This window comes from Marinobacter sp. MMG032 (assembly GCF_040112695.1).
Lineage (GTDB): Bacteria > Pseudomonadota > Gammaproteobacteria > Pseudomonadales > Oleiphilaceae > Marinobacter > Marinobacter salsuginis.
Window position 1 is genome coordinate 1,569,749 of record NZ_CP157802.1, and the last position, 12,873, is coordinate 1,582,621.

At 57.5% G+C, this 12,873-nt stretch carries 14 protein-coding genes; 1 reads left to right on the top strand and 13 read right to left on the bottom strand.

From position 1 onward, the window contains the following. The 7 genes from mshL to ABNF92_RS07235 form a co-directional block, all read right to left on the bottom strand. Positions 1 to 1,713, bottom strand: a complete 1,713-nt coding sequence (mshL, locus tag ABNF92_RS07205; protein ID WP_209398983.1) for a pilus (MSHA type) biogenesis protein MshL — start codon at positions 1,711 to 1,713, stop codon at positions 1 to 3. Between the two features lie 17 nt (positions 1,714 to 1,730). After that, complete coding sequence (locus tag ABNF92_RS07210) at positions 1,731 to 2,036, bottom strand: hypothetical protein (protein ID WP_227514620.1); 306 nt, start codon at positions 2,034 to 2,036, stop codon at positions 1,731 to 1,733. Positions 2,037 to 2,079: 43 nt separating this feature from the next. Beyond that, positions 2,080 to 2,769 carry a type II secretion system protein GspM gene (gene gspM / locus ABNF92_RS07215; RefSeq protein ID WP_349343833.1) on the bottom strand — a complete coding sequence of 230 codons (690 nt, stop codon included), beginning with the start codon at positions 2,767 to 2,769 and terminating at the stop codon, positions 2,080 to 2,082. Continuing rightward, positions 2,769 to 3,374 (bottom strand): PilN domain-containing protein, encoded by a 606-nt coding sequence (locus tag ABNF92_RS07220; protein ID WP_349343834.1) that lies wholly within the window; start codon positions 3,372 to 3,374, stop codon positions 2,769 to 2,771. The genes gspM and ABNF92_RS07220 overlap by 1 nt, the downstream gene beginning before the upstream one ends. Further along, positions 3,371 to 4,303 carry a biogenesis protein MshI gene (locus ABNF92_RS07225; RefSeq protein WP_349343835.1) on the bottom strand — a complete coding sequence of 311 codons (933 nt, stop codon included), beginning with the start codon at positions 4,301 to 4,303 and terminating at the stop codon, positions 3,371 to 3,373. The genes ABNF92_RS07220 and ABNF92_RS07225 overlap by 4 nt, the downstream gene beginning before the upstream one ends. Before the next feature lie 235 nt (positions 4,304 to 4,538). Continuing rightward, a complete protein-coding gene (ssb, locus tag ABNF92_RS07230) occupies positions 4,539 to 5,063 on the bottom strand; it encodes a single-stranded DNA-binding protein (protein ID WP_069185089.1) in 525 nt (174 codons plus the stop codon). 57 nt (positions 5,064 to 5,120) lie between these two features. Next, a complete protein-coding gene (locus ABNF92_RS07235; protein WP_349343836.1) occupies positions 5,121 to 6,491 on the bottom strand; it encodes an MFS transporter in 1,371 nt (456 codons plus the stop codon). Positions 6,492 to 6,677: 186 nt separating this feature from the next. On the opposite strand from ABNF92_RS07235, the gene uvrA reads away from it, so the two are divergent. Then, positions 6,678 to 9,500, top strand: coding sequence for an excinuclease ABC subunit UvrA (gene uvrA / locus ABNF92_RS07240; RefSeq protein ID WP_349343837.1), 2,823 nt, complete (start codon positions 6,678 to 6,680; stop codon positions 9,498 to 9,500). Between the two features lie 224 nt (positions 9,501 to 9,724). Here uvrA and rplQ read toward each other — a convergent pair whose 3' ends face one another. The 6 genes from rplQ to rpmJ form a co-directional block, all read right to left on the bottom strand. After that, positions 9,725 to 10,123: a 50S ribosomal protein L17 gene (gene rplQ / locus ABNF92_RS07245; RefSeq protein ID WP_064230334.1), complete on the bottom strand. Its 399-nt coding sequence runs from the start codon at positions 10,121 to 10,123 to the stop codon at positions 9,725 to 9,727. 33 nt (positions 10,124 to 10,156) lie between these two features. Beyond that, entirely contained in the window at positions 10,157 to 11,161 is a 1,005-nt protein-coding gene (rpoA, locus tag ABNF92_RS07250) for a DNA-directed RNA polymerase subunit alpha (RefSeq protein WP_008174911.1), read from the bottom strand. A gap of 35 nt (positions 11,162 to 11,196) precedes the next feature. Next, the gene (rpsD, locus tag ABNF92_RS07255; RefSeq protein WP_053114301.1) at positions 11,197 to 11,817 is read right to left on the bottom strand and encodes a 30S ribosomal protein S4; all 621 of its coding nucleotides are present in this window, start codon (positions 11,815 to 11,817) and stop codon (positions 11,197 to 11,199) included. A gap of 18 nt (positions 11,818 to 11,835) precedes the next feature. Continuing rightward, entirely contained in the window at positions 11,836 to 12,225 is a 390-nt protein-coding gene (gene rpsK / locus ABNF92_RS07260; protein ID WP_007153992.1) for a 30S ribosomal protein S11, read from the bottom strand. A gap of 13 nt (positions 12,226 to 12,238) precedes the next feature. Then, entirely contained in the window at positions 12,239 to 12,595 is a 357-nt protein-coding gene (gene rpsM, locus ABNF92_RS07265) for a 30S ribosomal protein S13 (protein ID WP_014575963.1), read from the bottom strand. Between the two features lie 140 nt (positions 12,596 to 12,735). After that, on the bottom strand, positions 12,736 to 12,849 hold the full coding sequence (rpmJ, locus tag ABNF92_RS07270) for a 50S ribosomal protein L36 (RefSeq protein ID WP_008174902.1): 114 nt from the start codon (positions 12,847 to 12,849) through the stop codon (positions 12,736 to 12,738). Positions 12,850 to 12,873: the final 24 nt, after the last annotated feature.

Genomic DNA, 12,873 nt, shown 5'->3' on the forward strand with positions numbered 1-12,873 from the left:
CTATCGAACGGCTTTCTCCGGTTCCGGGGTGACGGATTCAGACGATTGCAGCAACTCACGCAGCACATTCATGCGCTCACGGCTGGCAGAAACATCCGCATTCATCTCGGGCATTCCGGCGACAACCGGGCGCAGGAGGATAACCAGCTCGCTCTTGCGGGACTGGAACCGCCGCTGCTTGAACAGTTCACCCACCAGCGGAATCTCGCTGAAGAAGGGAACCGCGGAATTGTTGTCTTCGCTGGAGTTCTGGATCAGACCACCGATAACCACGATCTGCCCGCTTTCGGCACGGATAACGCTGTCGGTTTCACGAACGGTGCTGCTGGCCAGAGGCAGCGTGACGTCACGCTCGCCAATGGTGATCACCTTCTCCTGATCGTTAACCTCACTGACCGACGGATGCACGTGCAGGGTGATGACGCCGTTTTCGGAAATTTGAGGCGTCACATCCAGTGAAATGCCAGAGAAAAACGGGGTCAGTTCCACTGAGGTAGAGGTTGAGTCCGTGGCCGTCACGGCCGAGTTGTTGTCGTCGAAATCAATGTCGGTCACAAAGAACTCATCGGTACCGACCTTGATCACGGCTTTCTGGTTATTCACGGTCGAAATACGTGGGCTGGAAAGAATCTGCACATTGCCCTGTTCCCCAAGCAGCTCAATCAGGCCGGTAAAATCGCCAGCCCGAACGCTGGCGGAGAACAGACCTCCGATATCGGAGGTCTGAATGGCCTGGCCGGCCAACGCCTGCGCGGTGAAATCTTCGGGCAGACCATCCGAGGCCGTGATGCTGGACGCACTCTGGATATCCGACCAGTTGATGCCCTGCTGGTAGCCCTCGTTGAGCGCGATCTCCAGGATCTTGGCTTCCAGAATGACCTGACGCTGCATGATCAGCTCGGTGCGGCGCAGATACTCCTCAACCATCCGCAAATCCTCGGAACCGGCACGGACCATTACCAGCCCTGCGCCCGGATTCACGATCACCTGCTGGCCATCACTGCCACCGACAATCATGCTCAGTGCGCTCTGGATGTCCTGCCAGAAATCCGAGGCTGTTTCTGTGGAAATGGTTGTTCCAACCAGGTTGCGGATTTCGCCGGAACCGGCACTGTCACCACTATTGTCAGCGCTGCCTGAGCCGCCACTGCGAGCACCGGTAACCTGACCGGAGCTCACCCTGGTCTCCGAGCCGCCCTTACGCTTGAAGTGCAAGTAATCAATCGGGAACAGCCGGGTCTGGATCTGGTCCGACTGAACGCGGAACAGTCGGCCACTGCGTCGAATATCCAGCCCGTACAGGTCGCCTGCGATATCCATCACTTCCGGTACAGTGACGTCCCCCAGCCGAAGGTCGATACTGGTATTTACATCAGGATGAACCACCACGTTATAGCGGGTTCCTTCCACCAGAGATTCGAAGAAGCTTGCTGCCGGCACGCCCCGGGCATTGACGTCAAAACGTTCGTCCAGATCCGCCTCGCTGGAGAGTGGCGGCAGCAGTGCTGCACTCACGTCAGCCGGCAGAGTTGCAGCTGCCTGACTCGGGGTCGGCGCTGGCGGTTGTGCCTGCGAAGCCTCTTCAAGGCTTCGATCAATGGCATCGGCAGCATCGGTTGAGGTGGCGGTTGCCGAGCGCATCAACGGATTGTTGCTGCAGGCCGCCAGTACCAGGCTCAGAATCAGCGCACTGGTTGTTTTGATCGTTGTCATGAGTATCCGATTATCTGTCATTGAGTTCCCCGAACCTGCGGAAGTCTCTCCAGGTACAACACCCGTTCGCGGCCGTTATCCGTTACCAGAACCCGGTTGGCAAAAATCCGGATAACCCGCACGTTGTCAAAACCCTGGCCTTCCCTGAGGGCCTCACCTTCGATGACGGCGACACGCCTGTCCTTGCTGAAAAGTATGGAATCCAGAGCAAGAGCCCGCTCTGGGGCAGGCTTGGCCACAGTTGTCTGCGGGCCCGGTGGCCGGGTCGGGTCCTGCAGTGCATGGGTTTTTCCCACCACCAGCAACAGCGAACCGATTGCCACACAAGACCACCGGATTATTGAGGCACCCAAGTTCCTGCTCACTTCACACCCCCAGCCACGCTTGATCCAGGCTCAGTGTTTGCACCCTGATGATCGCTTCGCCAGAGGGCCAGTCGCCCGCACTGTACTCCAGCTTTATCCACCCGAGACGCTCATCCAGTGCCTCAAGCCGCTCGAGATAGTTCAGCACATCAAGATAGCTTCCCATGATGCGGAGCTCGACATCATGGGCATAAAGCAGTGGTTGCGCCGCCTCTGCCTGCTCCTGTGAGGATTGATCGGGGGCATCCGGAGCGAAAACCGGGGTCGGAGTCTGTAGCTCCAGAGCCTGCAGCTCCAGTGCATCCTGGGCGGCCAGAATATCCCGCAACAGCGCCACCATCGCCCTGGGCGCGATCAGTTGCCCGGTGGTCTCCGCGATCTGCTGATTGAGCCGCTCCAGTCTCTGCTGCCGGGCATTTAACTGATCCCGCATTTCCCTGGAGGGATCGGTGGCAAGTTGCTGATTGAGCGTTTGCTGCTGCGCCAGCAGGTCGTCCCGGCTAGCGGAAAGCGTCTGGATCCGATTCTCCAGACTCTGGTTTCGTTGCTGTAATGGCGTAACCCCAAGCTCCCAGACCAGCACCACAACCAGCACGAGTGCAGTCAGCAGAATCAGGGCCCGCTCACGAATCGGTCGCAGGTTATACCACTGCGTGGCCCGGGCAAGGGAAGTGTTGGGTGCGTCCGCCATCAGTTACCCTCCCCGTCACGCTCGCTTGAAACATGAAAGTCAATCCAGCGGCCTTCCTCCGGGCGCGACAATCGGAACACACCAAAGGTTCGTCCCGTAAACGCTGGTTCCTCGCCCAGGTTCTCAAGGTACAGAGGCACCAGAGCGCCTTCGCGGCTACGCCCTTCGATAGTGACTCTGTCCGGGCCTGACTCCAGGATAACGCCTGTCAGCCAGACATCTTCCGGGATCTGTCGGGCCAATGCTGCCAGCTGTGGCGAGAAATTGCGGTCCTCGGAAAGCACCAGGCTTTCCACCCGTTCCAGTAATCGCTGGCGGCGCGCGAGGGTCTGGGTGACGCGCTCCAGAGCCTCCTTCACTTCGGCATCCGGCTGACGGGCTTGAACCGCGGCTGAAAGCTGCGCCACAGCCTGTTCAAGCTGCTGGTTCTGCTGATCAAGGCGTGAGGCCTTGTTTGCCATCACCGAATTCTCGTAGGTCAGGAAACCGGCCACGAACGCAACCAGCACCACTCCGACAACCAGAATACCAACCGCCATTCCAGCCTGGAGTCTTTCCTTTCTCGGACGCAGCTCGTCAGTGTAGAGATTGACCTGCTGGATCATGGACGCCCGCCCTCCGGCAACGGCAAGCCCGCACTCCAGGCCGGCAGGCAACGACTGTCCAGATCGGACTCAAAGCCCAGGGCACGCCAATCGAGGGTTTCAAGGCCCGCGGCCACATAGGAAGAAAGCATCGAGGCAAGAGGAAGCACGCTGTCACGGGCAACGAGGTGGATCATTGCCGGCGGCACCTGGCCCAACTGGCTTTCGTAATAGTCCAGTGAACGCTGCATCTCCAGGGCCAGTGATTGCACCGCCGACTCCTGCCGGGCGGCATCTCGAAGATCTTCGGAAGTCACATCAAGCCGGCGGGACAAGTACAGCGTGTTGTCCTTGCAGATCACCATCTGGCCGTAGTTTTCTTTCAGGTGGACCAGCGCGGCACCACGCCGGTTTTCATCCAGCCTGCATACCAGATTTCGCAACGCGAGCTCGGCGATATCAATGCGCTCCGGTTCCAGGCCGGCTTCCTGAACCAGCCGAACCAGTTCAGAGACCAGAACTTTTCTGGCGGCGACCACGTTGACCAGTTCGCCACGGCCCCGGGATGCGTCTTTCGGAAACGGGAAAACATCAGAAACCGCCTCGGACGGGCTGAAATCGAGAAAATCCTTAAGTTTCCACTTGAGGGCATCCCCCAGCTCCGATTCCTCGACGCCTTCCGGGCGATCCATCTGGAAAACCTGATACTGGTCCAGGGGCAGCACGAGCGTTGTCGGTGCACCTGACCAGCCGTGCTTGTCGACTAGTTTCACCAGTGCCGCCTGACGCCTTGCGGGGAGGCAATCAATGAACCCCCACCTACCGGCATCCGGCCGCCCCGATTCCGCCCAGGCAATACCGTCGGGACGAATTTCAAGACTTACCCGCAGGCGAGCCCCGGAACGTCCGAACAGACCGGTCAGTCTTTTGAAGATTGGTATCTTTGTCATGGAGTCCGTTAAAAAAGGATCCGAAGCCAACTCGCCAGCATCAAGCTATTATTATGCTGCCTGAAAAACAGGCGCTTTTTACATCGAATGACATGATAGATGAGAAAGCGAACGTAACTCCACGTTTTTTTGGCCAATTTCACACCGTTTTTGCAAACCAGTAACAAAAAGCCCCCGCGAGGCGGGGGCTCAAGTCACTTTGGATGCTCAGATTCCGTTTCTGTTCACGGGAAATTTAGAACGGAATGTCATCGTCAAAGTCGTCTACCGGCTCCGGCATGCTGCCCTGCGACGGCTGATTGCTGTACCCACCAGACTGCGGTGGCGGGTTGTTCTGTTGGCCCGCCGGGGCATTATAGCCGGACTGCTGAGGCCGCCCTGCCGGGGCGCCCTGATTCATACCGCCTTCGCCGCCACGGCTGTCGAGCATCTGCATCTGGCCGTTGATATCCACCACAACCTCGGTGGTGTAGACATCCTGACCTTCCTTGTTCTGCCATTTGCGCGTCTGCAGCTTGCCCTCAATGTAGACCTTCGAGCCCTTGCGCAGATACTGGCCGGCCACTTCGGCGATCTTGCCGAACATGACAACCCGGTGCCATTCGGTTTTCGGCACCAATTGCCCGGTCTGACGATCCTTGTAGCTTTCGTCTGTTGCCAGATTCAGGTTCACAACGGCATTACCGTTAGGGGTGTAGCGGGTATCCGGGTCCTGTCCCAGGTTACCGATCAGAATTACTTTGTTTACGCCTCGTGCCATGCTCTGCTCCTGACTCTTTTTTCAGGGACGCCCGCGTTCCGTGCGGGCCTCCGGATTTCAAGAATGTTTAGCCTGCCGGACAAAGGAAAAGTCCGCAAGTAACGCCTCATCAAATTGCTGACGATCCACCTTAAGATAGGCAGTGGCAGCCTCTTCAACAATCACCACATCCTGAACGCCGGGAAGGCGACGGAGATTGTCATCAATATCGTCGTACTGGTTGCTCATTACCTGCTGCAACTGTACCACGAAACTGGTGGTGTGGCCGGGCGCTGGCATAGTAAGCGCCACCAGTAACCAGAGGCCAAGCACCACCACCATGAACCAGAGTACACCCTGGATTCCGCCACTCTCCAGCAGATAGCCGCCCAGGGCGCCGCCCAGAAACGCACCCATGAATTGGGACGTGGAATAGACCCCCATCGCTGTCCCTTTGCTTGCCGCCGGTGCCTCTTTGCTGATTAGTGATGGCAGGCTGGCTTCAAGCAGATTGAAGGCCATGAAGAAGAAAAACAGCACGGCCCAGGCTGCAGCCAGGCTGCCGGACACACCAGTAAACCCGGCAGTAGCCAACGTCAGTAACGCAATCGCCCCGCACAGCACCGGCTTCATCCGACGCTTTTTCTCGCCGATGATGATGAACGGCACCATGGCAAAGAAAGACGTAATCATCACGCTCAGGTAGAACCACCAGTGTGACCTGCTGGCAAGACCAAACTGCTCCTGCAGCATGGAGGGAAAGACCAGGAACAGGGCGGTGAGCACCAGGTGCAGGGCAAAGATGCCGAAATCCAACCGGAGAAGACGACCGTCTGAAAGCACACGGCCCAGCATGTCCCTGGCAGGATGGGTATCGGGGCTCGTCTTGTGCTGATGCGGCGTCGGGACCAGGCGGTTGACGATCACCAGCGCCACTATTGCCAGCGCTGCGGTCGCGTAGAAGATTCCGGACAGCCCCCACCAGGCCCCAAGAAGGGGGCCGAGCACCAGGGAGACCGAGAACGACAGACCAATCGTGATTCCAACGGTCGCCATGGCCTTGGTCCGCTCCTCTTCACGGGTCAGATCACTGAGCAACGCCATCAGAACACTGGCGATAGCGCCGGCACCCTGAAGAATCCGACCGGCAATCACAACGTATATGGAGTCCGTGGCCCCGGCCAGCAAACTGCCCGCGGCAAACAGTACGAGCCCGATGTAGATCATGCGCTTACGACCGACCCGATCAGACAGCATGCCAAAGGGAATCTGCAACAGGGCCTGGCTGAGGCCGTATGCCCCTATGGCAAAACCGAGCAGGGCCGGCGTCGCATCTTTGAGATCTTCACCAAGCAGCATGAACACCGGCAGCACCATGAACAGTCCGAGCATGCGCATGGCGTAGACGGACGCCAGTGCGAGTACGGAGCGTTTTTCCAGCGCGTTCATGGCAATTACGTACCTCAGCCGGGGTTGAAAGCGGTCAGATTAAGGGCAGATACCCTTCGCAGGCGGCGCATTGTAGCAGAAGGGGCGCTGACGGGGGACAGGTCGCGTGATGCTGATCCGGGGATCATTTTCGCCGCAGCCGACCCAACGCGGTATAATTTTCGTTTTTTATCCGAGCGAGGTGTTATGGACCATATCCAGATCAAAGGGGCACGGACCCACAACCTGAAAAACATCGACCTGGATATGCCACGGGACAAGCTGATCGTGATCACCGGCCTTTCCGGCTCCGGGAAATCGTCCCTTGCGTTCGATACGCTTTATGCGGAAGGACAGCGCCGCTATGTAGAATCGCTTTCCACCTATGCCCGCCAGTTTCTTTCGATGATGGAAAAGCCGGACGTAGACCACATCGAAGGTCTGTCGCCCGCCATCTCCATTGAGCAGAAATCCACCTCCCACAACCCGCGCTCGACCGTTGGCACCATCACCGAAATATACGATTACCTGCGCCTGCTCTTTGCCCGTGCCGGTGAGCCTCGATGCCCAGACCATGGCCAGCCCCTGGAAGCTCAGACCATCAGCCAGATGGTGGATCAGGTGGTGGCCATGCCGGAGGACAGCAAATTGATGATCCTCGCGCCGGTGATACGGGACCGGAAGGGCGAACACCTGCAGGTTATCGAAACCATGCGCAGCCAGGGCTTCATCCGCCTGAGGGTGGATGGCACGGTTTACGACATTGACGATGTGCCGGCCCTGGACAAGAAACGCAAGCACCAGATTGATGTGGTCGTTGATCGATTCAAGGTGAAGCCGGGCCTTGAACAGCGCCTGGCAGAAAGCTTTGAAACGGCGCTGCATCTCGCGGACGGAATCGCCCTGGTAGCGCCGATGACCGGTGAAGGCGAAGAACACACATTCTCCGCCCGTTACGCTTGCACCCAATGCGGCTACGCCCTGAGCGAACTCGAGCCAAAACTGTTTTCATTTAACAATCCCGCAGGCGCCTGCCCTACCTGCGACGGGCTTGGCGTCAAACAATTCTTCGATCCGGAGAAAATCGTCCAGCACCCAGAGGCCACTCTGGCATCGGGCGCCATCAAGGGCTGGGATCGCCGGGCGGTCTATTACTTCCAGATGCTGGGCAGCGTGGCAGATCACTACGGCATTGATCTGGAAACGGCCTGGGTGGACCTTCCCGAGGATTTCCGAAATGTACTGCTGTTCGGCTCGGGGAAAGAAGACATTCCTTTTCGCTACGTGAATTCCCGTGGCCACATCATGGAAAAGGCCCATCCGTTCGAAGGCATTCTCCCCAACCTTGAGCGGCGCTACCGCGAAACTGACTCTCAAAGTATGCGAGAGGAACTGGCTCGTAACCTCAGCACACAGCCCTGCAAGGAGTGCGGGGGTTCCCGTCTGCGCCGTAGCGCCCGCCATGTGTTTATTGAAGAACACAATATTTCGGACGTTACCCATCTGCCGGTTGGCGAGGCCCATGATTACTTCGAAACCCTCGCCCTACCGGGCCGGAAGGGCGAAATTGCCGAGAAAATTCTGAAAGAAGTCCGTCAAAGGCTCCAGTTCCTGGTGAACGTGGGGTTGGAGTACCTCACTCTGGAGCGAAGCGCCGACACCCTCTCCGGGGGCGAAGCCCAGCGTATTCGCCTGGCGAGCCAGATCGGCGCCGGACTGGTAGGCGTCATGTACATCCTCGACGAACCCTCCATCGGGCTCCACCAGCGGGACAATGACCGCCTGCTGGCCACCCTCACCCACCTGCGTGATCTGGGCAACACGGTAATTGTCGTCGAGCACGATGAAGACGCCATTCGAGCCGCCGACCATGTGATTGATATCGGCCCGGGCGCCGGCGTCCACGGCGGCCACATCATCGGCCAGGGCACGCCTCAACAGATTATCGACAACCCGGATTCTCTGACTGGCCAATACCTCAAAGGCAGCCGGGAGATCGCCGTACCCAGTACGCGGAACAAAGGCGGCGGAAAATCACTGACCCTTGCTGGTGCTACCGGTAACAACCTGAAAGATGTAACCCTGAACCTGCCTCTGGGCATCATGACCTGCATCACCGGCGTGTCCGGGTCCGGCAAGTCCACGCTGATCAACAGCACCCTGTATCCGGTCGCCGCCGCGAAACTCAACAAGGCCACCAGTCTGAACCACGCGCCCTACCAGTCACTCAAGGGGCTCGACCATCTGGACAAGGTCATCGATATCGACCAGAGCCCCATCGGCCGCACACCGCGTTCCAACCCCGCGACCTACACAGGACTGTTCACGCCGATCAGGGAACTGTTCGCCGGAACCCAGGAAGCCCGCTCACGGGGTTACAAGCCCGGCCGATTCTCCTTCAACGTCAAGGGCGGCCGCTGCGAAGCCTGCCAGGGCGACGGCGTGATCAAGGTAGAAATGCACTTCCTGCCAGACGTCTACGTACCCTGCGATGTTTGCAAGGGCAAACGCTACAACCGCGAAACCCTGGAAGTCCGGTACAAGGGCAAGAACATCAACGAAGTGCTGGAAATGACCGTGGAAGAGGGACGTGAGTTCTTCGATGCGGTCCCCTTCATCGCCCGCAAACTCCAGACCCTGATCGACGTCGGCCTGTCCTACATCCGCCTCGGCCAGAGCGCCGTGACCCTCTCCGGTGGCGAAGCACAGCGGGTCAAACTTGCCAAAGAACTGTCCAAACGGGACACCGGCAAAACGCTCTACATTCTTGACGAGCCCACCACCGGCCTGCACTTCTACGACATCCAGCAGCTTCTGAATGTCCTGGAGAGGCTCCGCGACCACGGCAACACCATCGTGGTGATCGAGCACAACCTGGACGTCATCAAGACCGCAGACTGGATCGTCGATCTGGGCCCAGAAGGAGGCTCTGGTGGCGGCCAGATCATTGCAGAGGGAACCCCGGAGGAGGTTGCCAAGAACCCTGCTTCCCACACAGGACGTTATCTCAAACCAATGCTGACCAAATAATTGGCGGGCAACTAAGAGCTCTGTCGGCGAGGGGGTGAGGGTGTATTTTCTGCCGGGAAAAGATGTCTGAGCGAAGCGAGTTGTTTTCCCAAAGAAAATACACCCTCACCCCCGCGCCAGCCACCCAAGCTCTCAGACTGCCAGTCACATATAAAACCCAGACACAAAAAAACCGGGAACCTCACGGACCCCGGTTTTTCTGTGGTTGGCCAAAGCCGAAGAAATTAATCCTCGTCTTCGTCCACCTCTTCCGCTTCAATATCCAGCGGACGACCAACCAGCTCAACAAATGCCATCGGGGCATTGTCGCCGGCACGGAAGCCACACTTCAGGATACGAAGGTATCCACCCGGACGCTCGCTGTAACGGGGGCCAAGCTCATCAAACAGCTTGGCAACCGCTGCATCGTCACGCAGGCGTGAGAACGCCAGACGACGATTCGCGACCGAATCATTCTTGGAAAGCGTGATCAAAGGCTCAGCTACCCGACGAAGCTCTTTGGCTTTCGGCAGCGTTGTTTTGATCAGCTCGTGTTCAACCAGTGACGCAGTCATGTTACGGAACATGGCCTTGCGATGCGCACTGGTCCTGCTGAACTTACGACCACTCTTACGATGACGCATTGCTCTTATTCCTTACCTTAAACTAATCGGCGATTAACCGCCCAGAACCCGGTCGTCGCCACGAAGGCTAGCCGGCGGCCAGTTATCAAGACGCATACCCAGTGACAGACCACGGGACGCCAAAACGTCCTTGATCTCGGTCAGCGACTTTTTACCAAGGTTAGGCGTCTTCAACAGCTCAACTTCTGTGCGCTGGATAAGATCGCCGATGTAGTAAATGTTCTCAGCCTTCAAGCAGTTAGCTGAACGCACTGTCAATTCCAGATCATCAACCGGGCGCAGCAGGATAGGATCGATTTCTTCCTCTTCCTCAACGCGCTCAGGCTCTTTCTCATGATCGAAATCAACAAACACCGCCAGTTGCTGCTGGAGGATGGTGGCCGCCCGACGAATTGCTTCCTCCGGGTCGATGGTGCCATTGGTCTCCAGGTCGATAACCAGCTTGTCCAGATCGGTCCGCTGCTCTACCCGTGCGCTTTCCACGGCGTAAGCCACGCGACGAACCGGGCTGAATGTTGCATCCAGCTGCAGGCGTCCGATGGCGCGAGTTTCGTCCTCGTCGAGACCACGCTGGTCTGCCGGCTCATAGCCGCGACCGCGAGCCACACGGAGACGCATGTTCACTTCACCATTCTCGCTAAGGTGACAGATCACGTGCTCCGGGTTGGCAATCTCGACGTCATGATCCAGCTTGATATCACCGGCTGTCACAACGCCCGGGCCTTTCTTGCTGAGCGTAAGCTCGGCATCGTCCCGACCGTTCATTTTTACGGCAACGCCTTTGAGATTCAGAAGAATCTCGATGACGTCTTCCTGGACACCCTCAATGGCGCTGTACTCGTGCAGGACACCGTCGATCTGCGCTTCAGTCACGGCGCAGCCCGGCATCGAAGACAAGAGAATCCGGCGCAGTGCACTGCCCAGGGTATGACCAAAGCCTCTTTCCAGAGGCTCAAGCGTAACCTTGGCACGTGTGGCGCTTGATTCCTTCACGTCAATGGTACGAGGTGTCAATAACTCATGTACTGAACGCTGCATAGACGCCCCTATCTGCTATCGTTGCTAACTGGGCTTTACTTGGAGTAAAGCTCGACGATGAGGTTCTCGTTGATGTCGGCCGGCAGTTCAGTACGCTCAGGTACTGACTTGTAAACGCCGGACATCTTGTTGGCGTCGACCTCTACCCAGCTCACCGGTGCACGGCTTGCAGACAGATCCAGTGCGCCTTTAACACGCAGCTGGTTCTTCGCCTTCTCACGCACGCTCACAACATCACCCGGACGGACCTGGTAAGACGGGATGTTTACCGTCTTGTCGTTAACCAGGATCGCCTTGTGAGAGACGAGCTGACGGGCTTCTGCACGGGTGGAACCAAAGCCCATGCGGTATACAACGTTATCAAGACGGCCTTCCAGAAGTTGCAGCAGGTTTTCACCAGTTGCACCTTTGCCTCGGGCGGCCTCTTTGTAGTAGTTGCGGAACTGCTTCTCGAGAACGCCGTAGATACGACGAACTTTCTGTTTTTCACGAAGCTGTACGCCGTACTCGGACAGACGACCGCGACGCGCGCCGTGCATACCCGGCGGAGTCTCGATGTTGCACTTTGAATCGAGCGCGCGAACACCGCTCTTCAGAAAAAGATCTGTCCCTTCACGACGAGACAGCTTGCACTTCGGGCCTATATAACGAGCCATAATTCACTGTCTCCTGTGTTAGACGCGGCGCTTCTTGGGCGGACGACAGCCGTTGTGGGGAATCGGCGTCACATCTGTGATGTTGGTGATCTTGTAGCCACACGCGTTCAGCGCGCGAACTGCAGATTCACGTCCGGGCCCAGGACCCTTAACCTCTACGTCCAGGTTTTTAAGGCCGTATTCAGCAGCCGCATTACCGGCTCTTTCAGCTGCTACCTGCGCAGCAAAAGGTGTACTCTTGCGTGACCCACGGAAACCGGAACCACCGGAGGTGGCCCAGGACAGGACGTTGCCCTGACGGTCAGAAATGGTCACGATAGTGTTGTTGAAGGACGCGTGAATGTGCGCGACGCCATCAACAACCGTCTTTTTCACCTTTTTACGGGTACGTGTACCTGGCTTTGCCATGTTTGCCTACCTGTTACTTACGAATAGGTTTGCGTGGACCTTTACGGGTGCGTGCGTTGGTCTTGGTGCGCTGGCCACGGACCGGAAGGCCATGACGATGACGCAGACCACGGTGGCATCCGAGATCCTTCAAACGCTTGATGTTCATCTGTACTTCACGACGCAGATCGCCTTCGACAGACACCTTGCCCACTTCGGTACGAAGTGCTTCAAGCTGCTCATCGCTAAGGTCTTTGACCTTGACGTCCGGCTTGACGCCGGTTGCATCGCAAAGCTTCTGGGCTGTGGTCTTGCCAACACCAAAGATGTAGGTCAGCGAGACAACAGCATGTTTGTGATCGGGTATATTGACACCGGCTATACGTGCCATCCAAATTACTCCGCGTTCAAAGCTTTGCTGTGTGAATTTTCCGCCACAAAAAGGGCGCGAAATAATAGCGCCTGACCCCGCATGGAGTCAAGCGCCATCATTTCGAAACCCTACAATGTCAGGAAGGATTCCTTCAGGAATCAGCCCTGGCGTTGCTTGTGACGAGGCTCCGAGCAAATGACTCGTACCGAGCCATTGCGACGAATTACTTTGCAGTTACGGCAAATTTTCTTTACCGAAGCGCGTACTTTCATTGTCGACTCCAGTTTTCAAGGGGA